This is a genomic window from Ruegeria sp. CDSA089, from assembly GCF_059612205.1.
In genome coordinates, this window is sequence record NZ_JBXWQD010000003.1 from 105,248 (window position 1) to 132,198 (window position 26,951).

28 protein-coding genes and 1 pseudogene are annotated in these 26,951 nt (G+C 58.5%); 11 read left to right on the plus strand and 18 right to left on the minus strand.

Annotated features, from left to right (window positions below; genetic code table 11):
- The first annotated feature begins 118 nt into the window (after positions 1–118).
- The 6 genes from AC2FJ6_RS09350 to AC2FJ6_RS09375 all read left to right on the plus strand — a co-directional run bounded on the left by AC2FJ6_RS09350 (position 119) and on the right by AC2FJ6_RS09375 (position 6,739).
- Positions 119–1,117: a BMP family lipoprotein gene (locus tag AC2FJ6_RS09350; protein WP_170772498.1), complete on the plus strand. Its 999-nt coding sequence runs from the start codon at positions 119–121 to the stop codon at positions 1,115–1,117.
- Positions 1,118–1,203: 86 nt separating this feature from the next.
- A complete protein-coding gene (locus AC2FJ6_RS09355; RefSeq protein ID WP_496668887.1) occupies positions 1,204–2,733 on the plus strand; it encodes an ABC transporter ATP-binding protein in 1,530 nt (509 codons plus the stop codon).
- A 3-nt stretch (positions 2,734–2,736) separates the two neighbouring features.
- Positions 2,737–3,831, plus strand: coding sequence for an ABC transporter permease (locus tag AC2FJ6_RS09360; RefSeq protein WP_496668888.1), 1,095 nt, complete (start codon positions 2,737–2,739; stop codon positions 3,829–3,831).
- Positions 3,831–4,799, plus strand: coding sequence for an ABC transporter permease (locus AC2FJ6_RS09365; RefSeq protein WP_170772504.1), 969 nt, complete (start codon positions 3,831–3,833; stop codon positions 4,797–4,799). Before AC2FJ6_RS09360 ends, AC2FJ6_RS09365 begins: the two co-directional genes overlap by 1 nt.
- 249 nt (positions 4,800–5,048) lie before the next feature.
- On the plus strand, positions 5,049–5,969 hold the full coding sequence (locus AC2FJ6_RS09370; protein ID WP_170772506.1) for a sulfite exporter TauE/SafE family protein: 921 nt from the start codon (positions 5,049–5,051) through the stop codon (positions 5,967–5,969).
- 2 nt (positions 5,970–5,971) lie between these two features.
- Positions 5,972–6,739 carry a TIGR02186 family protein gene (locus AC2FJ6_RS09375; protein ID WP_170772508.1) on the plus strand — a complete coding sequence of 256 codons (768 nt, stop codon included), beginning with the start codon at positions 5,972–5,974 and terminating at the stop codon, positions 6,737–6,739.
- 1 nt (position 6,740) lies between these two features.
- Here AC2FJ6_RS09375 and AC2FJ6_RS09380 read toward each other — a convergent pair whose 3' ends face one another.
- The 7 genes from AC2FJ6_RS09380 to AC2FJ6_RS09410 form a co-directional block, all read right to left on the minus strand.
- Complete coding sequence (locus AC2FJ6_RS09380) at positions 6,741–7,469, minus strand: SDR family oxidoreductase (RefSeq protein WP_170772510.1); 729 nt, start codon at positions 7,467–7,469, stop codon at positions 6,741–6,743.
- Positions 7,466–8,998: an ATP-dependent DNA helicase gene (locus AC2FJ6_RS09385; protein WP_170353500.1), complete on the minus strand. Its 1,533-nt coding sequence runs from the start codon at positions 8,996–8,998 to the stop codon at positions 7,466–7,468. The genes AC2FJ6_RS09380 and AC2FJ6_RS09385 overlap by 4 nt, the downstream gene beginning before the upstream one ends.
- 60 nt (positions 8,999–9,058) lie before the next feature.
- Complete coding sequence (locus AC2FJ6_RS09390; RefSeq protein ID WP_170772512.1) at positions 9,059–9,697, minus strand: acyl-homoserine-lactone synthase; 639 nt, start codon at positions 9,695–9,697, stop codon at positions 9,059–9,061.
- Between the two features lie 83 nt (positions 9,698–9,780).
- Entirely contained in the window at positions 9,781–10,500 is a 720-nt protein-coding gene (locus AC2FJ6_RS09395; protein ID WP_170789737.1) for a helix-turn-helix transcriptional regulator, read from the minus strand.
- A complete protein-coding gene (locus AC2FJ6_RS09400) occupies positions 10,439–10,657 on the minus strand; it encodes a hypothetical protein (protein WP_170784701.1) in 219 nt (72 codons plus the stop codon). Before AC2FJ6_RS09400 ends, AC2FJ6_RS09395 begins: the two co-directional genes overlap by 62 nt.
- 207 nt (positions 10,658–10,864) lie before the next feature.
- A complete protein-coding gene (ccrA, locus tag AC2FJ6_RS09405) occupies positions 10,865–12,151 on the minus strand; it encodes a crotonyl-CoA carboxylase/reductase (RefSeq protein WP_170772516.1) in 1,287 nt (428 codons plus the stop codon).
- A gap of 112 nt (positions 12,152–12,263) precedes the next feature.
- Positions 12,264–13,652: a 1-acyl-sn-glycerol-3-phosphate acyltransferase gene (locus AC2FJ6_RS09410; protein ID WP_170772518.1), complete on the minus strand. Its 1,389-nt coding sequence runs from the start codon at positions 13,650–13,652 to the stop codon at positions 12,264–12,266.
- Between the two features lie 141 nt (positions 13,653–13,793).
- On the opposite strand from AC2FJ6_RS09410, the pseudogene AC2FJ6_RS09415 reads away from it, so the two are divergent.
- From AC2FJ6_RS09415 to deoD, 3 genes and pseudogenes are all read left to right on the plus strand, one after another.
- Positions 13,794–15,761 (plus strand): annotated as a pseudogene (locus AC2FJ6_RS09415) (methylmalonyl-CoA mutase family protein); the annotation flags it as partial.
- 127 nt (positions 15,762–15,888) lie between these two features.
- Positions 15,889–16,206: an H-NS histone family protein gene (locus AC2FJ6_RS09420; protein ID WP_170772522.1), complete on the plus strand. Its 318-nt coding sequence runs from the start codon at positions 15,889–15,891 to the stop codon at positions 16,204–16,206.
- Positions 16,207–16,222: 16 nt separating this feature from the next.
- Positions 16,223–16,933 carry a purine-nucleoside phosphorylase gene (deoD, locus tag AC2FJ6_RS09425; RefSeq protein WP_170772524.1) on the plus strand — a complete coding sequence of 237 codons (711 nt, stop codon included), beginning with the start codon at positions 16,223–16,225 and terminating at the stop codon, positions 16,931–16,933.
- Between the two features lie 240 nt (positions 16,934–17,173).
- On the opposite strand, the gene AC2FJ6_RS09430 is transcribed toward deoD, so the two are convergent.
- Together AC2FJ6_RS09430 and AC2FJ6_RS09435 are read right to left on the minus strand one after the other, a co-directional pair.
- The gene (locus tag AC2FJ6_RS09430; RefSeq protein WP_170772526.1) at positions 17,174–17,320 is read right to left on the minus strand and encodes a hypothetical protein; all 147 of its coding nucleotides are present in this window, start codon (positions 17,318–17,320) and stop codon (positions 17,174–17,176) included.
- A 132-nt stretch (positions 17,321–17,452) separates the two neighbouring features.
- A complete protein-coding gene (locus tag AC2FJ6_RS09435) occupies positions 17,453–18,232 on the minus strand; it encodes a succinate dehydrogenase iron-sulfur subunit (RefSeq protein WP_170772528.1) in 780 nt (259 codons plus the stop codon).
- 412 nt (positions 18,233–18,644) lie between these two features.
- Here AC2FJ6_RS09435 and AC2FJ6_RS09440 point away from each other — a divergent pair, with 412 nt between their 5' ends.
- Positions 18,645–19,460 carry a glycosyltransferase gene (locus AC2FJ6_RS09440; protein ID WP_496668889.1) on the plus strand — a complete coding sequence of 272 codons (816 nt, stop codon included), beginning with the start codon at positions 18,645–18,647 and terminating at the stop codon, positions 19,458–19,460.
- A 62-nt stretch (positions 19,461–19,522) separates the two neighbouring features.
- On the opposite strand, the gene sdhA is transcribed toward AC2FJ6_RS09440, so the two are convergent.
- From sdhA to AC2FJ6_RS09480, 8 genes are all read right to left on the minus strand, one after another.
- The gene (gene sdhA / locus AC2FJ6_RS09445) at positions 19,523–21,328 is read right to left on the minus strand and encodes a succinate dehydrogenase flavoprotein subunit (RefSeq protein WP_496668890.1); all 1,806 of its coding nucleotides are present in this window, start codon (positions 21,326–21,328) and stop codon (positions 19,523–19,525) included.
- Positions 21,329–21,346: 18 nt separating this feature from the next.
- Complete coding sequence (sdhD, locus tag AC2FJ6_RS09450; RefSeq protein WP_170772533.1) at positions 21,347–21,718, minus strand: succinate dehydrogenase, hydrophobic membrane anchor protein; 372 nt, start codon at positions 21,716–21,718, stop codon at positions 21,347–21,349.
- Positions 21,719–21,730: 12 nt separating this feature from the next.
- Entirely contained in the window at positions 21,731–22,117 is a 387-nt protein-coding gene (sdhC, locus tag AC2FJ6_RS09455; RefSeq protein ID WP_170772535.1) for a succinate dehydrogenase, cytochrome b556 subunit, read from the minus strand.
- A 187-nt stretch (positions 22,118–22,304) separates the two neighbouring features.
- Positions 22,305–22,964, minus strand: coding sequence for a DUF1194 domain-containing protein (locus tag AC2FJ6_RS09460; protein WP_170772537.1), 660 nt, complete (start codon positions 22,962–22,964; stop codon positions 22,305–22,307).
- Between the two features lie 55 nt (positions 22,965–23,019).
- Entirely contained in the window at positions 23,020–24,048 is a 1,029-nt protein-coding gene (locus tag AC2FJ6_RS09465) for a MaoC family dehydratase (RefSeq protein ID WP_170772539.1), read from the minus strand.
- Positions 24,048–24,254 carry a DUF1737 domain-containing protein gene (locus AC2FJ6_RS09470; RefSeq protein ID WP_170751789.1) on the minus strand — a complete coding sequence of 69 codons (207 nt, stop codon included), beginning with the start codon at positions 24,252–24,254 and terminating at the stop codon, positions 24,048–24,050. Before AC2FJ6_RS09470 ends, AC2FJ6_RS09465 begins: the two co-directional genes overlap by 1 nt.
- A 10-nt stretch (positions 24,255–24,264) precedes the next feature.
- Positions 24,265–24,819: an NnrU family protein gene (locus AC2FJ6_RS09475; RefSeq protein ID WP_170772541.1), complete on the minus strand. Its 555-nt coding sequence runs from the start codon at positions 24,817–24,819 to the stop codon at positions 24,265–24,267.
- Between the two features lie 6 nt (positions 24,820–24,825).
- On the minus strand, positions 24,826–25,683 hold the full coding sequence (locus tag AC2FJ6_RS09480; RefSeq protein WP_170772543.1) for an HpcH/HpaI aldolase/citrate lyase family protein: 858 nt from the start codon (positions 25,681–25,683) through the stop codon (positions 24,826–24,828).
- A 171-nt stretch (positions 25,684–25,854) separates the two neighbouring features.
- Between AC2FJ6_RS09480 and AC2FJ6_RS09485 the strand changes: the two genes are divergently transcribed.
- A complete protein-coding gene (locus AC2FJ6_RS09485) occupies positions 25,855–26,154 on the plus strand; it encodes a hypothetical protein (protein WP_170772544.1) in 300 nt (99 codons plus the stop codon).
- Here AC2FJ6_RS09485 and AC2FJ6_RS09490 read toward each other — a convergent pair.
- Complete coding sequence (locus tag AC2FJ6_RS09490) at positions 26,151–26,906, minus strand: sulfite exporter TauE/SafE family protein (protein WP_170772545.1); 756 nt, start codon at positions 26,904–26,906, stop codon at positions 26,151–26,153. The genes AC2FJ6_RS09485 and AC2FJ6_RS09490 overlap by 4 nt on opposite strands.
- Between the last annotated feature and the right edge of the window lie 45 nt (positions 26,907–26,951).

Here is a 26,951-nt window from a genome sequence, read left to right on the forward strand (position 1 = left end):
AGTTGACCCCGGCTGTTGCAAACGGCCTTAATTCCCGCCATCACAACAGATATGCTCGCTCATAGTGGGTGAACGGGGCTATCTTGGCCCCGACCGACAATAACAACGGGAGTAACAAATGACCCTGATGAAATCCTTGATGGGCGCCGCCGCAGCCGTCGCACTGACCGCAGGTGCGGCCCTGGCTGAACCGGCCCTGATCTTCGACCTGGGTGGTAAGTTTGACAAATCGTTCAACGAGGCCGCCCATAATGGCGCGCAGCGTTGGGCCGATGAAACCGGTGGCAGCTATCGCGAGATCGAACTGCAATCCGAAGCCCAGCGCGAACAAGCTCTGCGCCGCTTTGCCGAGGCCGGTCTGAACCCGATCATCACCATGGGCTTTGCCATGGCCGATCCGCTGTCGGCTGTTGCGGGCGACTATCCCGACACCAAATTCGTCGCAGTTGACGTGAACTGGCTGGACGCGCCCAACGTGCGTCAGATCGGCTTTGCCGAGCATGAGGGCTCGTATTTGGTTGGCATGATGGCAGCGATGGCGTCTGAATCTGGCACCGTTGGTTTCATTGGCGGCATGGACATCCCGCTGATCCGTCACTTTGGCTGCGGCTATGCCCAAGGTGCCAAAGCTGTGAACCCTGACATTGAAGTTGTTGCCAACATGACCGGCACCACCCCTGCAGCCTGGAACGACCCGGTGAAGGGCTCGGAACTGACCAAGGCGCAGATCAGCCAGGGTGCTGACGTGATCTACGCAGCCGCAGGCGGCACCGGCGTGGGTGTTCTGCAAACCGCTGCCGACGAAGGCATTCTGTCGATCGGCGTGGACAGCAACCAGAACCACCTGCATCCGGGTAAGGTACTGACTTCGATGCTGAAACGCGTGGACGTCGCCGTTTATGACGCGATGAAAGCGGGTGAGAACCTTGAAACCGGCGTCTTCGCCATGGGTCTGGCCGAAGAAGGCGTAGGCGTTGCCATGGACGACAACAACGCGTCGCTGGTCTCGGACGAGATGAAAGGCGCGGTCGACAAGGCGCGTCAGGACATCATTGACGGCAATGTCACGGTGACCAGCTATTACGAGAACGACAGCTGCCCCGCACTGCAGTTCTGATATCGCGCGGGCGGGGGTTTAGCCTCCGCCCGGCCTCCTACCCTGCCGCGCGCCATGCGGCCTTTTCGGCAATCTGAGGACAAGACATGAGCGTCCCCGCCATTGAGCTTAAGGGCATTTCCAAAGCCTTTGGGCCGGTTCAGGCCAACAAAGATATCTCGATCAGCGTCACTCCCGGTACGATCCATGGGATCATCGGCGAAAACGGCGCGGGCAAATCCACGCTGATGAGCATCCTCTACGGCTTTTACAAGGCCGATAAGGGCGAGATCTGGATCAACGGTACCAAGACCGACATCCCGGACAGCCAAGCCGCGATTGCAGCGGGCATCGGGATGGTGTTCCAGCATTTCAAGCTGGTGGAAAACTTCACCGTTCTGGAAAACATCGTTCTGGGCGCCGAGGACGGAGGGCTGCTGGCCCCCTCGCTGTCCAAAGCGCGTAAAGAACTGAAAGCGCTGGAAGAAGAATACGAGCTGTTCGTCGACCCCGACAAGCGTATCGACGAGATCGGCGTGGGCATGCAGCAGCGTGTCGAAATCCTCAAAGCCCTGTATCGCAAGGCCGAAATTCTGATTCTGGACGAACCGACCGGGGTTCTGACCCCGGCCGAGGCCGATCAGTTGTTCCGCATCCTCGACCGGCTGCGGTCCGAGGGCAAGACGATCATCGTGATCACCCACAAGCTGCGCGAGATCATGGAAAACACTGACACCGTCTCGGTCATGCGGCGTGGCGAGATGACGGCCACAGTCAAAACCGCCGATACCAACCCGCAGGAACTGGCCGAGCTTATGGTTGGGCGCAAAGTGCTGTTGCAGGTGGATAAACTGCCCGCAAAAACGGGCCAACCCGTGCTTGAGATCGAAAATCTGAGTGTCACCGATGGTGCGGGTGTTGAGCGGGTCAAAGGCATCGACCTGACCGTCCGCGCGGGTGAAATCGTGGGGATCGCTGGGGTTGCCGGAAATGGCCAGTCCGAATTGCTTGAGGTTTTGGGCGGGATGCGTCCGGGTCAAGGCACGATCCGCCTGAACGGCGCACCTTTGGCGCTGAGCGGGGCGGGCTCGGATGGTCAGACACGCCGAGCGCAAGGGATTGCGCATGTACCCGAGGACCGCCAGCGCGAAGGCCTGATCATGGACTTTCACGCGTGGGAGAACGTGGCCTTCGGCTATCACCGCGACCCGGCCTACAAGCGGGGCCTGTTCATGGACAACGCCGCCCTGCGCGCTGATACCGAGGCCAAGATGGAAAAGTTTGACGTCCGCCCGCCCGATGGCTGGCTTGCGGCCAAGAACTTCTCGGGCGGGAACCAACAAAAAATTGTCGTAGCGCGCGAGATCGAGCGGAACCCCGATCTGTTGCTCGTCGGTCAGCCAACACGCGGCGTGGATATTGGCGCGATCGAGTTCATTCACAAACAGATCGTCGCCCTGCGCGATCAGGGCAAGGCGATCTTGCTGGTTTCGGTCGAGTTGGAAGAGATCTTCTCGCTGTCTGACCGGATTGCGGTGATGTTTGACGGACATATCATGGGCGAACGCCTGCCCCATGAGACGGATGAAAAAGAGCTGGGCCTGCTGATGGCCGGTGTTGCGGGAAAGGCCGCGTGAAGCATGGATAAAATGCCCAAATGGGCCGATGTCGTTCTGATCCCGCTGATCAGTCTGGTACTGGCCGCAATCCTCTCGGCGCTGGTGATCCTCGCCATCGGAGAAAACCCTATCGAGGCCGTGAACCTGATGGTCACCGGCGCGCTGGGGTCGACCTATGGCTGGGGCTATACGCTGTATTACGCGACCAATTTCATGTTCACCGGTCTGGCCGTAGCCGTGGCCTTCCACGCGCGCCTGTTCAACATCGGCGGTGAAGGTCAGGCCATGCTGGGCGGTCTGGGCGTCGCCATGGTGTGCCTCTATATCGACTGGCCACACTGGAGCATTGCCCTGCTGGCCGCCTGTGTCGGATCGGCCCTGTTCGGTGCCATGTGGGCGGCAATTCCCGCCTACCTGCAAGCCAAGCGCGGCAGCCACATCGTAATCACCACGATCATGTTCAACTTCATCGCGGCAGCTTTCCTGAACTATATGCTGGTCAACGTGATGCGCCCGCAGGGCTCGCAAGACCCGGCAACCGCACGCTTCCCCGAAGCGGTGCATCTGCCAACATTCCAGTCCATGTTCTCAACCGCCGAGAATGCTCTGTTCCGGGGCGCGCCCGCGAATATCTCGTTTTTTGTGGCCTTGCTGGCCTGTGTCGCGGTCTGGGCGCTGATCTGGCGCACGCGGCTGGGCTATGAAGTCCGCGCCTACGGCCATTCGGAAACCGGGGCCGTCTATGCCGGGATTTCCCCGGTGCGCATAACCATTGTCGCCATGCTGATCTCGGGCGGATTGGCCGGAATGATGGCCATCAACAACGTCATGGGCGAGGCAGAGCGTCTGGTCCTGAACTCGACCGAGGGCGCAGGGTTCATCGGCATCGCCGTGGCGCTGATGGGGCGGTCGCACCCGTTCGGGGTGTTCCTTGCCGCGATCTTGTTCGGGTTCCTTTATCAGGGTGGCGCAGAACTTGCGCTGTGGACATCAATCCCGCGCGAACTGATCGTGGTGATTCAGGCGCTTGTGATCCTGTTCACCGGAGCGTTGGACAACATGGTACGGATGCCGCTTGAAAAGCTGTTCCTGAGCCTGCGGAAAGGAGCGCAGTGATGGAGGCCTTCGTAACTCTTATCCAAGTCCTCGATTCGACCATCCGACTGGCAACGCCGCTGCTGCTGGCTTGTCTGGCGGGGCTCTATTCGGAACGCGCGGGCATCTTTGATATCGGGCTTGAGGGCAAGATGCTCATGTCCGCCTTCTTCTCGGCCGCCGTGGCCGCTGTGACCGGCTCGGTCTGGCTGGGCCTTCTGGCTGGGATCGGGGCTTCACTGATCCTGTCGGCCTTGCATGGCGTTGCTTCGATCACGTTCCGAGGCAATCAGCTGATCTCGGGTGTGGCGATCAACTTCCTTGCCTCGGGGATGACCGTTCTGGTCGCACAAAGTTGGTTCCAGCAGGGCGGGCGAACCCCGTCCCTTTTCGGCGGGGGCCGGTTCGAGCCGATCAACTTCCCCTTTGCCGACGCGTTGAGCAGTGTGCCTGTCATTGGGCCAATTTATTCCGAGTTGCTTTCAGGGCACTCGATCCTCGTCTACGTCGCTTTCCTGATGGTGCCGCTGACGTGGTGGATTCTGTACCGCACCCGTTTTGGCCTGCGTTTGCGGGCCGTGGGCGAAAACCCGGCCGCCGTTGATACGGCCGGGGTCTCGGTCGTGGGACTGCGCTTTGCTGCCGTGGCTATTTGCGGTGTTCTGTGCGGGATCGCGGGCGCCTATCTGGCGACCGCCCTGCAAGCCGGCTTCGTCAAAGAAATGACCGCCGGTCGCGGGTTCATCGCACTAGCCGCGCTGATCTTTGCCAAGTGGCGGCCCTGGCACGCGATGGGCGCCTGCCTGCTATTCGGCCTGCTTCAGGCAATTGCGCTGCGGTTCCAGAATATCGACCTTGGCGGTGTCATCATCCCTGTACAGGTCATGGACGCGCTGCCTTATATCCTGACCGTGGTCATTCTGGCCGGGTTCGTCGGCAAGGCTGTACCTCCCCGCGCGGGTGGCGAACCCTACGTGAAAGAGCGCTGATAGGTCCAGTTTCAGGATTCCTTTCAGTCCTTTTTGCTGCAGAGCGGCATGTAGAGTTGATTTTACATGCAGCACCCGCTCTAAAGAGGTATGCGAGTGTTTCCTGTGATAGCTGTCCTTGGAAAAAAGCCCACTGTGGCCGGTTTTCTGCGGATTGCCTTAGCGGGTCCCACCCGGCTTCCGTCATTTTCTGTTGAAACGAGCTTTGCGGCGTTGAACGGCGCATCTGGCCTCAAGTACTAGTTTATCATGCAGATTTACCTTCCCATTGCCGAAGTTTCCGTCAACGCCTTTCTGCTGCTGGGACTCGGGGGCATGGTCGGGATTCTATCCGGCATGTTCGGTGTCGGTGGCGGGTTTCTAATGACGCCGCTGCTGTTCTTCATAGGCATCCCCCCAGCTGTCGCCGTGGCGACCGAAGCAAACCAGATCGTCGCCTCGTCCTTTTCCGGGGTGTTGGCTCATTTCAGACGAAAGACCGTCGACCTCAAGATGGGGACTGTTTTGCTGACGGGGGGCTTAATGGGCGCGGCCCTTGGGGTGGTGGTATTCAACTACCTCAAAAGCCTCGGTCAGGTCGATCTGCTGGTCACACTGTGCTACGTCGTATTTCTGGGCGTAGTCGGCAGCCTGATGTTTATCGAAAGCCTGAATGCGCTGCGCAAGTCTAAAAAAGGCGGGGCCGCGCCCGCAGCGCGCCGTCAGCGCGGCTGGGTCCACGCGATGCCGTTCAAGATGCGCTTTCGCACGTCCGGCCTTTATATCTCGGTTATTCCGCCGGTTCTGGTCGGCCTGTGCGTGGGCGTTTTGTCCGCCATCATGGGCGTGGGCGGCGGGTTCATCATGGTGCCCGCGATGATCTATCTGCTGGGAATGCCGACAAAGGTGGTTGTTGGGACCTCGCTGTTCCAAATCATCTTCGTCACGGCCTTCACCACGATGTTGCACGCAACCACGAACTACACGGTCGATATCGTGCTGGCTGTCCTACTGCTAGTGGGCGGTGTTGTCGGGGCGCAGATCGGGACCGTGATTGGCGCGCGTATGCCGGCTGAGCAGCTTCGGGTTCTGCTGGCCGCGCTGGTTTTGGTGGTGTGCGGTAAACTGGCGCTGGACCTGCTACTGGAACCGTCCGAGCTGTATTCGCTTGGCGCGGAAGGGGGGCATTGATCATGCTGAAACGGCTGATCCTGTTACTTGCCCTCTGCACCACTCCGGCTTTGGCCGAAGAAGAATCCGTAGTGCTTGGCCTCAGCCAAGACCGCGTAGCAATCACTGCAACCTTCGACGGGTCCGAGATCCTGATTTTTGGTGCCGTCAAACGCGAAACACCGATCCCGGACGGGCCTCCGCTTGAGGTGATCGTCGCCGTGGCCGGGCCGTCCAGCCCCGTAACTGTCCGGCGGAAAGAGCGTAAGCTGGGCATCTGGGTCAACACTGACAGCGTTCTGGTCGACCTCGCCCCCAGCTTTTACGCCGTGGCCACAAGCGGGCCGCTGAAGGAAATCCTGTCGGATACCGAGGATCTGAGATACCGCGTCTCGATCGAACGAGCCATCCGCTCGGTCGGAGCCGCGATGCACATCAAGGGCGCGCAGGATTTTGCGGATGCCGTAGTGCGTATTCGCGAGGATGAGGGCCTTTATTCGATCCGCGAAAACACCGTGGCGGTGGATGAGCAGACCCTGTTCAGAACCTCGATCGCCATGCCCGCCGATTTGACCGAAGGCGACTATGCCGCGCGTATTTTCCTGACCCGAGGTCGCGAAGTGATCTCTGAGTTCGAGACAACGATTGACGTGCGCAAGGTTGGGCTAGAGCGGTTCCTCTACAACATGTCCCGCCAACAACCTGTGTGGTACGGGCTGATGTCGCTGGTCATCGCCATTGCTGCCGGTTGGGGGGCATCCACGGCCTTCCGCCTGCTGCGCGAGAACTGATCTAGCCGCGCCCGATATAGGGCATCGTGGTGGCCATCACCGTCATAAACTGCACATTCGCTTCGGGCGGCAAAGACGCCATGTGCAGCACGGACCGGGCTGCATCCTCAACATCCATCGTGGGGTCCGGCTGCTGCCCTGCAGCAAGGGCACTGTCCACAAGCCCTTGCACCATCTGCGTTCGCGCGTTGCCGATATCAATCTGACCGCAGGCGATGCCAAAATCACGCCCATCCAACGACAGGCTGCGTGTCAGCCCCGTGATCGCGTGTTTGGTCGCCGAATAATGCACCGAATTCGTCCGCGGGACATAAGCGGCAATCGATCCGTTGTTGATGATCCGACCACCTTGCGGCGACTGGTGTCGCATGATCCGAAAGGCTTCGCGCGCGCACAGGAACATGCCGTTCAAGTTCACGTTGACGCTTTGATACCAGTCTTCCAGCGCGATCTCATCAATCGTACCGCCGGGCGCAAAGATGCCCGCGTTGTTGAACAAGGCATCCAGCCTGTCCGCCCGGTTGGAAAACGTCCGAAAGGCCCGTGCGACGGCGACCGGATCGGTCACATCTGCCGCCAGCGCGATCGCCTTGGGGTGCCGCTGGGCGATTTCATCCAGCTTATCGGCGCTACGAGCCAACAGGCCGACGATCCAGCCGGTGTTCAGAAACAGCTCGGCTGTGGCGCGCCCTATGCCCGAGCTTGCGCCGGTTACGATGATCGTCTTCATGTCTCTTCCGCCTCCAATGTCAGCGAGGCCGCCGGGACCGCCCGCAGGTCATCCACGCGCAAGGGATAGGTCGGCTTGGCCAAACGGTTCCGCACTACCCAAATCAACCGTTCCTGCGCACGCGTGATGGCCACATAGGCCAGACGTTTCCAAAGGGGCTGCCCCGCTTCGGTTCGGCCCATCCGAGCAGCCGCGTAGATATCGGGTGCAAAGACCTGCACCGTGTCCCATTGCGAGCCCTGCGCCTTGTGGATGGTCACGGCCGCCCCATGCAAAAAGGTCGCGCCCATGCGGGCGGCATAGGGGATGAACGGCTCTTCCTCATCTGGCATTTCGATTTTCACGATCGAGGCCGCGCTGACCTGCGGGTCCTCGGCCCCCATGACGTGCAGGCGCGAAAAACCCGGCTTGCGACCCGGCCCCAGATAAACAACCTGCGCCCCTTTGATCAGCCCGCGCGCCTCAAGGTCCAGGCGCTTCTTTCGATGCTTCAAGGGCAGTTCGATCCCGTCGCAAATCAGCGGCTCGCCTTCCAACAATTCGGTATCCGGGGCACCGTGCACTTGTCGAAACGCCTGAATCAAACGGATACGTGTCGCATTGCGCCAGACCAGAACCGGGCTGCGCGCCATCAGATCAACCTCGACCCGCTGCCCCCACACAACGCGGTCATCCTGCCGGGCCGTTTGTTCGACCAGACGCTCGAAATCTTCAAACCCCATGGCAGGGTCGGCCAACGCATGGGCCAGATCCAAAATGGGATTGTCTGCCGTCTGACGGTGCACGCGATGCAGGATTTGTTTTCGCGGCTCGGGCAGACCGTCAAACACCATGCTGCCCGATTGATTGACCGGAGCCAGCTGCGCCGGATCGCCAAACAGCAACAGTGTCGGGAAAATCTCCTGCAGGTCCTCGAACTGCCGGTCGTCCAACATCGAGGCTTCGTCCACGAACCCGATATCCAAGGGCTCTTCTCGACGCTTCCAGCCGGTGATGAAATCCGACCCACGCAGCCCCGCCGCGGCCAAAGCACCCGGAATGGATTTGTTGTTTTCATAAAACGCGGCAGCACGGTCCAGTGCCTCGTCCGTCAACCCTTCGATCTCGGGGCGTTCGTCGTTTCCGGCCAGCCACTCGGCAATCCGCTCATATTCGGGGTCATAGACCGGTGTGTAGAGAATTCGGTGGATCGTGGTCGCAGGAACGCCGCGCAACCGCAACACGCTGGCCGCCTTGTTGGTGGGGGCCAGAATAGCAAGGCTGCGTTTGTCCCGCGCCTTGCGGCTTTCAAAATCGCCCGAAACGATCTGAACACCGGTTTCTGCCAGCGCCTTGTAAAGCTCGGCCAACAACAGGGTCTTTCCCGACCCAGCCTTGCCGATCACCGCCATCACACCGGATTTTCCGTTTCCCGGCAGTTTCAGAAGGGCATCGTCATCCAGATCAACGCCTGCCGACCTCAACATCTCGGCGATGTTGTCATAGGCGGCGGCTTGGTCGTCCGAGAAGGTCACTAAAGGCGTAGACATGGCGCGACCCTACAAGGCCGCGCCCGCTATCACCAGATGTGGTTTCCGGTTTTCAACAGCTTATGCCGACAAGGCAAACCGATGCTGCCGACCAGTGCCAAACGCGGTCTTGAACCAAAGGCGCGACAACTCACGCGGGATACCGGCACGTTCGGCCACGCGGTAGCAATCGTCGGATGAATAAGGCCACAGCCCAACCGAGATCTGATCCCGCCCCTTCCCTTCCGAGCCAAGTACGACCGGAGACGACCCTATCAGCCGGTAAATCCGGATCATGCGCGCATCAAACACACCCGCGATATGGGTCAGACCGAACCCTTCCATGATTTCACCCCCGCTCAGCATAATAGCACCGGCGGTATGTGGGCTGGCCGTTCGGGACAGGCAAAAGCGTGTCACCTCCCAGATCAGGGGGCTGTTGATCGGTTCACCCCCGGTCAGATGCCCGAATACTTCGTTCACCATAACGCGCCCAGTGGTAGGCAACACACGCATGGACCCGCCGTGACTACCATCCTCTTCTTCCCAGATAACGTAGAGCGGGTTCAGATCGTCATACTGATCCCTCTCTTCCCCCTTTTCGTTTATACGCACGTCCCAACCCAGCCGGGTTTTGAATTGATCGGCCCGGTCGCGGAACATTCCGTCGGCGAGATCCGGAAACTTGTGAAGTTCGTTGGCAAACAAATAGCGCAGCATGACTTTTTCCCCTTGTCGTCCTGTGCAGGAACGAAGGGGGTACAAAGTCGTGGTTAATTTCCGGTTCGAGGGGCGCGCGGTCGTTAAACGACTATTAATCCCCGACTGAGCGCCGTTGCGATCGCGTGGGTGGTATTCTGCGCCCCAAGCTTGGCGCGGGCGCTTTCGATATAAACACGCAGCGTGTGTTCAGAGATTGACAAGGAATGCGCCACTTGCGCTCGGCTATAGCCCAGCGCCAGAAGGGTCATGGCATCCACCTCGCGTGGGGACAGCCCGCGCGGCGCATCCGGTTGACGGTCGCGTTCAAACTCCAGCGCCTTTCGATTGAAATAATGCGCAATCAGGATCAGCTCACGCCCATGGGTATCGATGAAAGCTTTCCAACTGGCGTCGTCGCAGGTGTGGTTTACGGTGAACAGCGCAAACTGGCCGTTCGGGCCCCGGATCGGGATCGAATAGCCCTGGTTGCCTACCCCGTGCTCCAACGCGTCCTGTAGGAAATTCTTCGCCACCTTGCCGGACCAGTCCAGAGATTTCCAATCCACAGGATGAAAGCGCTGAAAGCATCCCAGGATGACGGGGTCAATACGGTGGTAATTCCGCTCGAGATATCTTTCGGCCCAGGCGTCGGGATAGGTCGTATACCCGTACTGGTCCCCGGCCCCGTCGACCCAATGATAGATCAGATGCTCGATGTGCAATCGGTCGCGTAATCCAAGGGCGACCGCACCCAATTCATCAAGCGTGCTGGTGTTTTCCAAGTCCTCCAGGACCTGAGCCATATCCAGATCTGTTCCCATTCGCGGGCGTCCGAGCCTCATCCTTCAAGGACGCAATCTCGGCCGCTGCGATCAGCTTGGTGTCATCCAACTGCTCGGCAAGGGCGGTCAAACCGTTCTCAACCGCAAAGGCGTTGAGATCCGACAAAACGTCCAGTATCCACTCATTTTTCGCCATCTAGAGTCGCTCCGAAACGGTTAACGAAGGGTTAACACAACCATAACATGTGCAGTGTTTTTTAGGCTATTCACTGGTTTCTACTCCCCAAAAATAGCGGGGCTGGGTTCTGCAAGTCGTTGAAAAGGATCACCTGCGCATAAAACGCAGCGCGCCCGCGAACCTGACTAACGATTCGCGGGCGCGATTTCTGATAGAGCAGGTCGGTTATCCGCGTGCGTCCAGAACCTCTTCCAGAGTCCGCATGCCAGTGCGCGGTGCCTGAACCAGAACCGACATGTTGCCCGGTTTATGTTCGTTGCGCATCATTTTCATGTGGGCTTCGGGCAGCTCGTTCCACGCAAAGACTTCAGACATGCAAGGGTCCAGACGACGTTCGACCATCAACTGGTTCGCAGCGGACGCCTGTTTCAGGTGCGCGAAGTGCGAACCTTGCAGGCGCTTCTGGTGCATCCACATGTAACGCACGTCGAAGGTCAGGTTATAGCCGGTTGTTCCGGCGCAGATCACGACCATACCGCCCTTTTTCACAACGAAGGTCGAGACAGGGAAGGTGCTTTCGCCGGGGTGTTCGAACACCATGTCGACATTCACACCCTTACCGGTGATGTCCCAAATGGCCTTGCCGAATTTGCGGGCCTCTTTGAACCACTCGGCATATTCCGGCGTGTTGACGGTAGGCAGCTGACCCCAGCAGTTGAAATCTTTACGGTTCAGAACGCCCTTTGCGCCCAGACCCATCACGAAATCACGCTTGCTTTCATCCGAGATCACACCGATCGCATTTGCGCCCGCCGTATTTATCAGCTGGATCGCATAAGACCCCAGACCACCCGAAGCGCCCCAAACCAAAACGTTCTGACCGGGTTTCAGGTCATGCGGCTCGTGACCAAAAAGCATCCGGTATGCGGTGGCCAGTGTCAGCGTATAGCAGGCGCTTTCTTCCCAGGTCAGGTGCTTCGGGCGCGGCATCAACTGCTGCGCTTGGACATTGGTGAACTGGGCAAAAGACCCGTCCGGTGTCTCATAGCCCCAGATACGCTGGCTGTCGGAGTACATCGGATCGCCGCCATTGCAGGCTTCGTCGTCGCCGTCATCCTGATTGCAATGGATCACGACCTCATCACCCACTTTCCAGCGGCGCACTTTGTCGCCCACGGCCCAGACGATGCCCGAAGCATCCGAACCCGCGATATGGAACGGTTGACCGTGACCGTCAAACGGGCTGATCGGTTTGCCCAACGACGCCCAAACGCCGTTATAATTCACACCTGCCGCCATCACCAGAACCAGCACCTCGTGGCTGTCCAGCTTGGGCACATCGACCACTTCCAGCTGCATGGCCGTGTCCGGCTCGCCATGGCGCTCCTTGCGGATTGCCCACGCGTACATCTTCTTGGGTACAAACCCCATCGGAGGGATCTCACCCATTTCATAGAGGTCTTTTTCCGGCGCGTCGTAGGTCGCGATACCGCTTTCGGTGTCCAAAGCCATGTTGGCCTCCTTCCATCTCAATGTTTGCCGCGATGCAGAATCGCAGGCCTTACCAGATGAAATATTGGGCCACGGGAAATATTGCAACCAATTTTGTATCTATTTTGTAATTTTATGACCCAGCGGATGCAGAAATTCCCTTTGCGAGCGCAGCATCTCCGAACTCCACATCGCCCGGAACCGAGGCCGCATAATACTCCAGCAAGTCAACCCTTTGACCAGATTGGGATATTTTCCCGTCCACTTGTCTCAGAATCCGCCTTTGGACAAGCTGATCCAAAGCTTGGGTGATTGCAGCCTCACTCGGGTCGGTCAAAGTTCCGTCACGTCGCATGGCCTGCGCGACAAGGCTGCGCACATCATCCTCCAGCAACTCGGTTCGGTCTTGGATCAGCTTGCAGATCGCAGGCAGCGGTACCAACGGGATTGCATCCTTGATACGTCCCATCAAAGCACGGGCGAGGTCAGTCATGACGTCTTGTTCATGTTCGGCCCGGAAGTCCTGCAACGAAATGGGCCGGCCATAGCGCACCGACGCCAGACCAAAGCGCGTATAGCGCCCGATCAGGCGGCGGCCGATCTGCTTCAGAATCCACCCGGTGATCACTCCGATCCGAGCCCGAAACCGCCTCTCACTCCCAAGTGCGGCCTTGGTCAGGATCGTGTCCTCAAGCACCCGGTCATAATTCAGCGCAACAGGAACAAACACCACGTCCTTGCCGCCCGGCTTGGTCCCGTCCAGTATGTATTTCAACAGACCAAGCTTGGGGCGCCCCAAGGCCCCGGTCAGACTAAGCCCCCCTTCAGGGAACATGGCCTGCGTCACTCCCGCTTCGGTCGCGTGTCGCACGTAACAGGCCAGTACCTGCCGGTACAGATCACTGCCCGATCTGCGCCGGATAAAGTAGGCCCCCATGGCCCGGATCAAGCGGCTGAGTGGCCAAACTCGTGCCCATTCCCCCACCGCGTAAGACAGCGCTGAATGTTGCGCGGCCAGATATGTGACCAGCACGTAATCCATGTTGCTGCGGTGGTTCATCACGAACACAACGGTCGCATCCGGGTCGATAGTCTTGATTGCCTCTTCATCCTGATAGCTGAGCCGCACGTCATAAAACGCATTACTCAGCATCCGCGCCAACCTTATGGCGATGCTGAAATAGGCTACGGCTGAAAAGGAGGGCACGATTTCACGCGCATAGCGGCGGGCCATTTCGAAGGCCACCGCCTCGGGCACCCCGGTTTCGCGGGCGTGGTCTTGCACAGCCTGCCCCACCTGCGGATCATAGATCAGACGTTGGATCATGTCGTGCCGCTCGGCCAACTTGAACGGTTGGATCGGGCGTTGCAGGCGAGTGTTCAGACGTTTGACTGCGCGTTCAAGGCGACGGCGAAAGAACCACCGCACCGAAGGGAACAGGAAATGCGAAGCAAATGTGACCGCGGCAAATACCAGGATCAGCAAAAACAGCCAAAGCGGAAGCTCCACGGTCTCAGTCATGCGCGCACCCTGACAGCAAACGTTGCGTCCTACAATCACAAGAACCACATATGCCGCAACGCAGCGAATTGACATATCCCAAAAATTGCGCTTTAGAGGCTTCGTGAGTAATTTTATTGCCCAGGAAAGACACGAGGCCCAGCTATGACGCAGATGCAGAAAGATCGCCCCTGGCTCATCCGAACCTACGCCGGTCATTCCACCGCCAAGGCGTCAAACGCGCTGTATCGCGGCAACCTGGCCAAAGGTCAGACCGGCCTTTCGGTCGCTTTCGATCTGCCGACTCAGACAGGGTATGACAGCGACCACACTTTGGCGCGCGGCGAGGTCGGCAAGGTCGGCGTGCCGATCAGCCATCTGGGTGACATGCGGGTCCTGTTCGACCAGATTCCGTTGGAACAGATGAACACCTCGATGACCATCAACGCGACCGCGCCGTGGTTGCTGGCGCTGTATATCGCCGTGGCCGAGGAACAGGGCGCGGATGTGTCCAAGTTGCAGGGCACGGTTCAGAACGATCTGATCAAGGAATACCTGAGCCGCGGCACCTATGTGTGCCCGCCGAAACCGTCGCTTAAGATGATCGCGGATGTGGCCGAGTACTGCTATACCAATGTGCCGAAATGGAACCCGATGAACGTGTGTTCCTATCACTTGCAGGAAGCTGGCGCGACACCCGAACAAGAGCTGGCCTATGCACTGGCAACGGCCATTGCCGTTCTGGACGAGCTGCGCCCGCGCGTACCGGCCGAAGATTTCCCCGCGCTCTGCGGTCGGATTTCGTTCTTTGTGAACGCGGGCATCCGTTTTGTCACCGAGATGTGCAAGATGCGCGCCTTCGTGGATCTTTGGGATGAGATTCTGAAAGACCGTTACGGGGTCGAAGATCCCAAGTTCCGCCGCTTCCGCTATGGCGTGCAGGTGAACTCGCTCGGCTTGACCGAGCAACAACCAGAAAACAACGTCTATCGCATCCTGATCGAGATGTTGGCCGTGACTCTATCGAAAAAGGCACGCGCGCGCGCGGTTCAGTTGCCTGCCTGGAACGAGGCGCTGGGTCTGCCCCGCCCATGGGATCAGCAATGGTCCATGCGGATGCAACAGATTTTGGCTTATGAGACCGACCTGCTGGAATATGGCGACTTGTTCGACGGCAACCCCGCTGTCGATGCCAAGGTTGAGGACCTAAAGGAAGGTGCACGCGCCGAACTGGCCAACCTGGATTCGATGGGCGGTGCGGTCGCCTCGATCGAATACATGAAATCCCGCTTGGTGGATTCAAATGCCGAACGCTTGAACCGGATCGAGCGGAACGAGACCGTCGTCGTCGGCGTGAACAAATGGACCGAGGGCGAGCCCTCGCCGCTGCAAACCGAAGATGGCGGCATCATGGTAGTTGATCCGGCTGTCGAGCAGGAACAGATCAACCGCCTGAACGAATGGCGGTCCGAGCGTGACGACGCCGCAGTCTCCGCAGCGCTCGCGGCTTTGCGCGAAGCGGCGCAGACCGGTACGAATGTCATGGAGCCTTCGATCGCAGCCGCCAAGGCGGGCGTCACCACCGGTGAATGGGCCGAGGAGATGCGCAAGGTCTACGGCACCTACCGCGGACCCACTGGTGTGTCGGGGTCGGTCTCGAACAAGACCGAAGGGCTGGACGAATTGCGCGCCGCTGTGGATGCGGTCAGCGACAAGCTGGGGCGTCGTCTGAAATTCCTGGTCGGCAAGCCGGGGCTGGACGGCCATTCCAACGGCGCAGAACAGATCGCCTTCCGCGCGCGCGATTGCGGCATGGACATCAGCTATGAAGGCATCCGCCTGACGCCCGAGGAAATCGTCAACGCCGCTATCGAAGACAAGGCACATGTGATCGGTCTTTCGATCCTGTCCGGCAGCCACATTCCCCTTGTCGAGGACGTCATGGCCCGCCTGAACGCCGCCGGATTAGACGTGCCTGTGATCGTCGGCGGCATCATCCCGGATGACGACGCCGAGAAACTAAAAGCGATGGGTGTTTCCGAAATCTACACACCCAAAAATTTCGAACTGAATGCGATTATGGGTGACATCGTGACTCTGGTCGATCCGCAAAATCTGGCGGCGCAATAACAGTTCTGTTTCTTTCTGGATTCTCAATTTCTATTCCTTGAGAAAAGGGATAGATAATGCCTGTCATTGGAATTCCGGTTTGGCTTTGACACCATCCGGAATTCGATTCGAATACAAGGGAAATCAGATGGGAACCAATCTGGAAAACATGTCGCGCAAAGAGCTGATCGCTCTGCGCGAAAATGTTGATAAGGCGTTGAAAAAAGCAGAGAAAAGAGAGCGGCAAGAAGCTCTGAAAGCTGCTGAAAAAGCAGCGGCGGAATACGGGTTTTCGCTGGCTGAATTGTCAGATGGCGGTTCTGTGACTGGAAAACAAGCCAAATCCAAAGCGAAATATCGCAATCCTTCTTCGCCCGATCAAACCTGGTCCGGGCGCGGCCGAAAACCGCAATGGGTGCATGATGTGCTGAATTCCGGCGCCAATATGGCTGATTTGGAAATCTGATTGGAATTGACCTGACATGACAATTCATATTGGCGCTGAAAAAGGCGAAATTGCAGAAACGGTATTGTTGCCCGGCGATCCCTATCGGGCAAAATGGGCCGCCGAGACCTTTTTAGACGACGCAAAACAGGTCAACAATGTGCGCGGCATGTTGGGTTTCACCGGCACGTGGCAAGGTAACCCGGTTACGATTCAGGGCAGCGGCATGGGCATGCCCTCACTGTCGATCTACGTGAACGAATTGATCCGTGACTACGACGCAAAAACTCTGATCCGCATCGGTTCGTGCGGCGGAATGCAGGACAGCGTCAATATCCGCGACGTGATTTTGGCGATGACGTCGACCACACTCAGCACGCCTTCGCGGGGCATCATGAAAGAGCTGAATTTTGCCCCCTGTGCCGATTGGGGCCTGTTGCAAGCAGCGGCGCAGGCTGCGGCTGCCAAAGGCACGCCGACCCATGTGGGCGGCATCTATTCGTCGGACGTGTTCTATGACGAACGGCCCGATCTGAACGAACAGATGGTGCGCCACGGCATTCTGGGCGTCGAGATGGAAGCCGCCGAGCTTTACATTCTCGCCGCCCGTCACAACTGCCGCGCGCTGGCCGTGTTGACGGTTTCTGACCACTTGCTGACCGGCGAGGCGCTCCGCTCATCCGAGCGGGAAAGCAGCTTTGGCGACATGGTCGAGATTGCCTTGCAGGCCGCGTTTCCTGAGGCCTGAATCCAGACGGGCCTACCGTCACTCTCGTCCTTTGAGGCATGCGGTAGGAGAGGTCTCGCCCTTCTGCCGCGCGCCGCAAAAAGCGCAAGTCCAAACCCCTTCTTTACGGTGCTGACGCCAACGGCAATCACGCGTCAGAGTCGTTGTGCGGGATCGCCAGAACAGATAGGCGAAGACACCGGCAGCAAGCAAAAGCAACAGAATGGGCATGGCCTTCCATCGCCCATTCCAGTCGGCGGATCAAGCCGCGTTTGCGTATTCAAACAACTCTGGCTCATGCTGCTCTTGGGTCGAGTTCGGCTCGGGCATGTAGTAGGCCCACGCCTGATCCAACAACTCCAGTGCTTCTGCCGCAGCGGCTTGTTTTTCTGAGGGTTTTTTTTCCATCGGAGCGATCCCTAATTGGTTCAATCACTCCTCCCTGACCAGACTATAAGCCCGATCAACACCCGTCGCAGCGCATGATTTTGCAATCTTGCCATGCGCTTACCGCAAAGCCACAAAGCATGGCTGTACGGGTTAAACCGCGCGTTCGACCATCATCTTTTTGATTTCGGCAATCGCTTTGGCCGGGTTCAGACCCTTGGGGCAAGTCTTGGCGCAGTTCATGATCGTGTGGCAACGATACAGCTTGAACGGATCTTCCAGCTCATCCAAACGCTCACCCGTCGCTTCATCGCGGCTGTCGATGATCCAGCGATAGGCGTGCAGCAACGCGGCGGGCCCAAGATAGCGGTCACCATTCCACCAGTAGCTGGGGCATGAGGTCGAGCAGCTTGCGCACATCACGCATTCATACAGACCATCCAGTTTTTTGCGATCTTCGATGGACTGCTTCCATTCCTTCGCCGGGCGGTTGGTCTTGGTTTCCAGCCACGGCATGATGCTGGCATGCTGAGCATAGAAATGCGTCAGATCAGGGATCAGGTCCTTGACCACGGGCATATGGGGCAGCGGGTAGATCTTTACGTCGCCCTTGATCTCATCCATGCCATAGATACAGGCCAGCGTGTTGATCCCGTCGATATTCATCGCGCAGGATCCGCAAATACCTTCGCGGCAGGACCGGCGGAAGGTTAGCGTCGGATCGATCTCATTCTTGATCTTGATCAGCGCGTCCAAAACCATCGGGCCGCAGCTGTCCATATCGACGAAATAGGTATCCACCCGAGGGTTCTGACCATCATCCGGGTTCCAGCGATAAATCTGAAACTTGCGCACATTGGTCGCGCCATCCGGCTTGGGCCAGGTTTTACCGGTGGTGATCCGGGAATTCTTTGGCAGGGTGAGTTGTACCATTTCTGACCTCGCTAAATTCCTGCCTGTTGATACACTTTGAGAGGCGGAAAGCCAACCTTTTCGCCTTGAAAACAGTCAATAAAATTAGGCATTTTCGCCTTTACAAACTGATTTTGCGCGGGAAACGTGCAAGAAGTGAAATGGCTTGGAATTCCAGCAGGTGCAAACCCGAAAAATGCCGACAAACGTCGCAAATATTCCTTTCGGGACAAAGAACCCGTATCAGAAAATGATGTATTCCGCCTGCGGGCCGGAATTCAATCTGACCACATCTAAGAACGTGGAGTTTTCAGAATTTGCACACCCTGATTTTCAGGAAGAAAACAGGATTCTCCACCTACATTGGGATGATAGGCTGTTTCGAGAATCAGGCGAGGATGATGCGCTTAAATTCCAGCAGGCGCGCGCGCACTTGGACCGGTTCAAGCAAAACGGTGGCCGCTTGATCTGGACCATCCACAACCATCAGGCCCACAGCCATGGTGACGCCAACGACCTATTTTCCGAAAACCGCCGTGCCCTGACGAAAATGGCGGATTTGATCCACGTGCACACGCCTCATGCATGGGCCTATATGATATCCGAATACGGGGCCGAGTCTGAAAAACTGCGCCTGATCCCGCATCCCAGCTATCTGGGAGTTTATGAAGATGCCGAAGTCTCAATGGCCCGTCCCCTCGCACCCCGCCAGATCACGCGGTTTCTGACCTTCGGCGCCATGCGCGGCAATCGTGAGTTGGACCGGCTTCACCTCGCGGCCCGTAAACTCACCAATCGAGGGCACGCGTTTCACGTCTCGATCGCCGGGCGTGTATTTCGAAAGGGCCGCCGATTGGCGCGTCGGCTGGATGGCATCGCCAATGTTTCGGTCATTGCCGATCGCATACCCGACAGCGAAATACCCCAGCTGTTTTCGCAGGCCCACGTCTATGTGCTACCATCGACAACCACCTTCACCTCGGGCACGGCGATGTTGGCGCAAACCTTCGGCTTGCCAATAGTCGGACCCGATATCGAGGCGCATAAACAAACCACACCCGAAACCTGCCACGATCTGCTTTACCCTGCGCAAAACCCCCGCGGGTTGATCCGTATGATGATGCGTATGATGGAGATGTCTGACGCGGAACTGAATGAGAAACGGCTTGCCTGTTTCGAATTCGCCGTCCAACGCGATCCGATGCGTGTCTCGGGATTGTTAAAGAATGCGTTGTCAGAACTTGTTTGATCCGCACACGCGCCAAACAAAAAAGCCACCCCAATTCGGGATGGCTTTGACAGATCAACCGATCAGAAGGTCCGCGCCTTCGGGGCGATTTTCTTTAAGCTGATGCCGCCTTCGGCTTCGGTCGTCAGCGGGTCCGCAATCACAGGGCGATAGCTGAGCTCGACCTTGTTGCCCTCGACCCGGCTAACGGTGTGAACGCGCCAGTTCTCATCATCGCGCTCGGCAAAGTCCTCATGGGCGTGGGCACCACGAGATTCCTTACGCGCTTCGGCTCCGACGATCGTCGCCAATGCGCTCGGCATCAGGTTGCCCAGTTCCAGCGTCTCCATCAGGTCGCTGTTCCAGACCAGCGAGCGGTCGGTGACTTTCAGATCGTCCATCTTGGCTGCAATGGCCGTCATCTTTTCGACGCCTTCAGCCATGGTCTTGGCGGTACGGAATACTGCCGCGTCAGCCTGCATGGTTTTCTGCATCTCAAGTCGCAAGTCAGCGGTCGGGATCGAACCATTGGCGTTGCGTGCCGCATCGAACCGGTCAAACGCCTTATCGACCGACGCCTGATTCAGTACCGGATTCGCAGCCTCGGCATCTACAACCTTACCGGCCCGGATCGCGGCCGCGCGGCCGAAGACCACAAGGTCGATCAAAGAGTTCGAGCCCAAGCGGTTTGCCCCATGAACCGAGGCACATCCGGCCTCGCCGACAGCAATCAGACCGGGAACCACGGCGGTTGGGTTATCGGCAGTGGGGTTCAGAACCTCACCCCAGTAGTTCGTTGGAATGCCACCCATGTTGTAGTGAACCGTTGGCAGAACCGGAATCGGTTCCTTGGTCACGTCGACACCGGCGAAAATCTTGGCCGACTCTGAGATGCCCGGCAGGCGTTCTGCCAGTGCCTCGGCAGGCAGGTGCGACAGGTTCAGGTGGATGTGATCCCCTTCTCCACCCACTCCGCGCCCTTCGCGGATTTCCATGGTCATCGACCGGCTGACATAGTCACGGGGCGCAAGGTCTTTATACTGGGGCGCGTAACGCTCCATGAACCGCTCACCTTCCGAGTTGGTCAGGTATCCGCCCTCGCCCCGAGCACCTTCGGTGATCAGGCAGCCCGAGCCGTAGATACCGGTCGGGTGGAACTGCACGAATTCCATATCCTGCAGGGCCAGGCCCGCGCGGGCGACCATGCCACCGCCGTCACCGGTGCAGGTATGGGCCGATGTGGCGCTGAAATAGGCGCGCCCATAGCCGCCGGTCGCCAGTACAACCATCTTGGCGTTGAAGACATGCATCGTACCGTCGTCCAGCTTCCAGCAGACGACGCCCTGACACTGCCCGTCCTCGGACATGATCAAGTCGATGGCGAAATATTCGATGTAGAACTCGGCGTTGTTCTTCAGCGATTGCCCGTACAGTGTATGCAGGATCGCGTGGCCGGTCCGGTCAGCAGCCGCACAGGTACGCTGTACTGCGGGTCCTTCGCCGAATTCAGTGGTGTGGCCGCCGAAGGGACGCTGATAGATCTTGCCTTCTTCGGTCCGGCTGAACGGCACACCATAATGTTCCAGCTCGTATACTGCCTTGGGGGCCTCACGCGCCAAGTATTCCATCGCGTCAGTATCGCCCAACCAGTCAGAGCCTTTGACGGTGTCATACATGTGCCACTGCCAATGGTCCGGCCCCATGTTCGACAGTGATGCTGCGATGCCACCCTGCGCCGCAACCGTGTGCGAGCGGGTCGGGAAAACCTTGGTCACGCAGGCGGTGCGCAGCCCTTGTTCGGCCATGCCCAGCGTGGCCCGCAGACCCGCCCCACCGGCGCCGACAACGACCACGTCATATTCATGCGTTTCGTATTCGTATGCAGCCATTTCTTTCAGCTCCGGGAATTAGAGGGCAATGCGGGCGATGGCGAACAGGCCCGCCGCAGCCGCGCCATAGGACAGGCAGGTTGTCAGGATGATCAGGACCTTCTCGGTCGTGCCGTGGGCATAATCCTCAAGCATCACCTGTGCGCCTTCGGCGAAGTGTTTCATACCGATCACCAATGTCAGCGCCGCAACAATCGCCGGGAACGGGCGCGAATAATAGTCCAAGACCACATCGTAGGGCTGCCCCAACACGGGACCAAAGGTGAAGATGAACAGCGGAACAAGGATCAGCAAAGCCACCGAGCTGACCTTCATCCGCCAGAAATGGGCTGTGCCCGCTTTGGCCGATCCCAGGCCAGTTGCGCGTTTGCGGTCTGTCAAATAACGCATGGTTGGCCTCCTTTATGCAACGATAATCAGGGTCAGAAGGGTCAGGACAACCGATCCGCCAACTACAGCCCAACCCAATTTAGTAGCAGTGGGAATATCCAGGCCCATCGCGTTGTCCCAAATCAGATGCCGAATACCGGCCAGCGTGTGATACCACAGCCCCCACAAAGACAGCGCCATGACCAGATCGCCCAAAACCGACGTCAGCCACCAGTTCGCGCGCTCGAATGCCTCGGGCGAGGTCGCAGCGGCCAGAAACCACCAGACGATCAGCAAAGCAGCCACGATCATGGCGTTCCCGGTGATGCGTGTCAGGATGGATGTGACCGAGGTCAATTGCGGACGATAGATCGACAGATGCGGAGAAAGCGGGCGATTGCCCCGATTAACATCGGCCATGGCGGCTCCTTTTCGGTTGGCTACCGAACGTTTTACTGGTTTTTGCGACACTGTCACGTGCTGCACATGCAAAAAAGCCGCAAATTGACGCAATATGGCAGATATCGGCAAGTTGTGATCACGCAAAATAATGACGTGATCACAAAATTAATCACGCGCTTGGAATGTTAGCGCCCGAGCCTCGAATCTATTCCAATCCAGCGGTTTGCTGCGTCACCTCGCGCAGCAGTTTTTTGCGGATGCGCTCGGGGTAATCTTCGAACCCGGCGGCCGACACCACAAAGGCACCTTCACCCACGATGACGTTTTCGAAGAAATATGCCGTAAGGTCGGGTTCGCTTTCTTCGATGGCAATGGCATTCACAGTGACGCCGCGGCGGCGCAGGGTCTCGTGAATTTCGGTCGGCTCAACCCCTTCATTGGAAATTCCATCACCCGAGATGTCGATCAAATGCCGCTTGCAGGTGGCAACCTCGTCAAAATTCACCAGAGTCATCTCAAGTGCTTCTCCGATAGCTGTCGAGAAGTTGCGCCAGACCCGAGGATCAGCACCCACCTGATCAGCAAACCGGTCGAGGGTTTCGAAACTGTCGATTTTGGTCCAGGGGATGGTTATTCTTTGCCGCGACGCGCCGGTCCACTGAACCAGCATCAGGCGCGCGTTTCCGCGCACCAAAGCTTCTGAGACGACGGGATCCCGCAATCCTTCCGCCAGCCCGTCCATCTGGATACGGTATTCCGACGAATCGACCGAACCCGAGACATCCACCGCAAGCGCCAATGCCAAATCACACGCCCAGGCGGGCGGCGAAAGCAGAATGCAGGCAGCTAAGGATCGAAGCAACATGCGCGCAGCCTAGCACGATTGTGCCGAGCTGCGATCACATGAATGTGCGCACAGATCAGATTGGCATCAGCGCCCAATAATCGAGGTCTAAAAGCACGCCCGGCATGTATCGGCCGTCCTCATTTTTCAATTCAAATGGTTCGCCGCCTTTCGTAGCAACCAAACGCAGGCGGATGGCACCTACACCCGGCACACCGGTTTCGGCCTTGTCCAGAACCTCGGACCAGGCCTTGATCGTGTCACCCGCGAAACACGGGTTGGCGTGCGCACCGCCGTTCAGACCCACGATCATCTGCGCGTTGGCCAGGCCATTGAACGACAACGCCCGCGCCATCGAGATCACGTGCCCGCCATAGATCAGTCGCCCCTCGGGGCGGAAGGTCAGGTCGAAATGCACTTTGGCGGTGTTCTGCCAAAGGCGGGTGGCGAGCATATGCTCGGCCTCTTCTATGGTGACACCGTCCACGTGGTTGATCTTTTCGCCGATCTCATAATCGCCCCAGCGATGCGCCTCACCGGCTTGGGCAAAATCGTAGTTCGAGAAATTCAAACCCTGCGGAATGACCAGATCACTTGGCTCCAACGCCTTTTTCAACTGCGGCACAACCGCTTCGGGCGCGGGGGCGGACAGGTCTGATTTGCGCACCATCACCCAGCGGACATACTCCATGACTGCCTCGTCGCGCTGGTTCAGGCCACGGGTGCGTACGTAAACCACCCCGGTCTTCCCGTTCGAATTCTGCTTGATCCCAATCACTTCGGATTCCGACCGCAACGTGTCACCGGCATAGACCGGCTTCAGCCAGCGCCCCTCGGCATAGCCCAGATTGGCCACCGCATTCAGCGAGACATCCGGCACTGTCTTGCCGAACACCACGTGGAAGGCCGCCAGATCATCCAGCGGGCTTTGCGGCAGGCCAGAGGCTCGGGCAAACTCATCCGAAGAATACAGCGCATGACGCGCTGGATAGAGCGCGTGATACATCGCGCGCTCACCATCGGTTACGGTGCGCGGCACCGCGTGCTGCAGCACCTGCCCGACGGAATAGTCCTCGAAAAAGCGGCCCGAGTTGGTTTTTGCCATTATTGTTGTCCCAGTTTCATATCGGGTGAATAGTCGGCCGCGACCTCTTTGGTTACAGCCTGCGCACAGCGCATCACGTTATTGGCGGCGTCAAAGGCATAAGACGGGTCGCCATACAGCTCCCACCCTTTGGCCAGCGCGTCGGACACTTTGTGGCAAAAGGCCGAGGTGTCCTCTTCGGTCAGCAGACGATAGAGTTTTGCCATCTTGTTCCCCTCACGATCCGAACGGCGATGGGCCGACCAGCCCATGGATATAGCCGATGAAACCCAGCAGAACGATCGAGGCCACAAAGAACATCGCGTCTTTGCCGTAAGTCCCGGGTTCGCCGGGGGTCCAGTCAAGTTCGGACTTGTTGATCACGATCACTTCGACCACGGCCCAGGCCAGCAATCCGCCGAACAGGATGATCGAGGCCAGATCGCCATTCACCAGCAGATGCGCAAAGGCCCACAGCTTGAACCCGCCTAGCATCGGATGGCGCAGCTTGTTCAGCAGGCGGCCTTTCTTGGGTGCGGGGCTCATCAGGAAGATGGCAATCAGCACCAGCAGGTTGTTGACGTGGATCAGGAATGTGGGCGGCGCCCAGACATAGATGAAATCGGTCATGCGATAGCCGAAGATCATCAGCAAAATCGCCGCCACCAGCGCCAGTGCCACCGCACCTTTGCCGCCATCGCCCATGGCCGCCCGCCGTGCGGGCGCGACGCGTTTGAACAGATGTGCGGCCCACCAAAGCGCCACACCAAGGATCAGAAGAACGAAGCCCATGCTGGCTTACCCCGCTTGCAAAGCTGAAATCGCCTCTGCTTTTGCCAGAATTTCGCGGGCGGTTGCAACGTGCAGGTTTTCAACGATCTTGCCATCCACGACAGCAACGCCCTGCCCCTGCGCTTCGACCGCTTCAAAGGCCGCGATCTGACGTTGCGCCAGATCAATTTCGCTGTCCGAGGGCGCATAGGCGGCGTTCGTGATCTCGACCTGAGCGGGGTGGATCAGCGTCTTGCCGTCAAAGCCCATATCGCGGCCTTGCGTGCATTCTGCGGCCAGACCTTCGTCATCCTTAAAGGCATTGTAGACACCATCCACGATGATCAGCCCCTCGGCCTTGGCGGCCAACAGGCACAGGCCCAGCGAGGTCATCAGCGGCAAGCGGTCGGGGCGGAACCGGGTCTGCAACTCCTTGGCCAAGTCGTTGGTGCCCATCACGAAACCCGCCATCAACGGATGTGCGGCGATATCGGCCGCGTTCAGCATCCCACGCGGGGTCTCCATCATCGCCCAGATCGGGATATCGCCGGTGATCGCAGCCAGCGCGTCTACATCAGCGGCCGAGTTCACCTTAGGCAGCAAAACCACGTCGGCATCCATGTCCCGCACGGCCTCGGCATCGGCGCGACCCCATTCGGTGTCCAGCCCGTTTATGCGCACGATCTTGACCCGCGCGCCGTACCCGCCTGCGGCCAGAGCGGCCTTGAGCGTTTCACGCGCGTTCTCTTTTTCATCCGCTGCAACTGCATCCTCCAGATCAAAGATGATCGCGTCGATTGGCAAGGTGCGTGCCTTGTCCAGCGCCCGATCACGCGAGCCGGGGATATACAGTACAGAGCGATAGGGGCGCTGACGGGGGTCCATTGGCCTCTCCAAAAAGAAATAAAGTTGCGCAGAATGGGGCATTTTTTTTCGGAAAGTTCAAGAGCAAAATCGCCGCATCGCAGCATTCGCGACGCAACGTGCGTTGGTTTAACCGGATTTCGGTGCCTGATCCGCACCCTTTGGGACAGATGGATTCGAAAGGGTGCACGTATGAAGAAGACGCTGTTCAAGATGACAATGGGGCTGAGCATCATGGTTCTGGCCGCCCAACAGGTGCAAGCAAGAACCTGCGCTCCGCGCGAAGACGTGGTCAAGCGGTTGGCCGAAACCTATGGCGAGACCCGGAAAGTTATCGGCATCGCGCGTCAGGGTGCGGTGATGGAGGTCTACGCCTCTGCCGCAAGCGGCAGTTGGACGATCACTGTCACACTGCCGGACGGGGTAACCTGCCTGATCGCGTCCGGTCAGTCCTATGAGGATATGGCCGAGGCGCTGCCGCCCAACATCTAGGTCAGCGCGTCCCAGATCAGTTTGCCGCCTGTCAGGGTCAGCAGGACGTAAGCGATGCCAAAGAACAGGCGCTCGGACATCATGAAATGTGCCCGGACGCCCAACCACGCGCCAAGAATGGCGAAAGGGGTCAGTAGTAAATCCGCCAGCGCGGTGTGCCAGGTGAACAGGCCCAGATAGGCGAAGGGCACAAATTTCGCCGCGTTGATCACCCAGAAGACCAGCACGGTGCTGGCCTGAAACTCGGTCTTCGACAGGCGCTGCGACAGCAGGTAGACGGCGGCGGGTGGGCCGCCAGCATGGCTGACAAAGCTGGTGAACCCGGCCACCAGCCCCGCAAACAGCCCGGCCGAGGGCGGCAACCGGTTGGCAAATCCGCGAATCCAGCCCTTGCTTTGCGCCATATGCCAGATCACGAACCCAACCGAGATCCCTCCGATCAGCAGGCGCAACAAATCGTCATCTGTCACGCGGTACAGCCACGCGCCCAGCGCGATGCCGGGCACAGCGCCAAGGATTAACAGGCGCGAATCCGGCCAGCTCCAGCGCTTCCAATAAGGCTTCAACGTGGCAACATCGATCACCATCAGGATGGGCAACATCAGCGCTAGCGCCTGTCCCGGCGTCAAGATCAGCGCCAGAATCGACGAGGAAGCAAAGGCGACGCCCGACCCAAACCCGCCCTTGGAAATGCCCGCAAAGATCACCGCAGGGATCGCCACCGCAAAAAACAAAAAATTTAACTCAAACATGCGGCGGTTCCGAAAAAGCGTATCTCAAAGGCCGTTTAGCGCAAC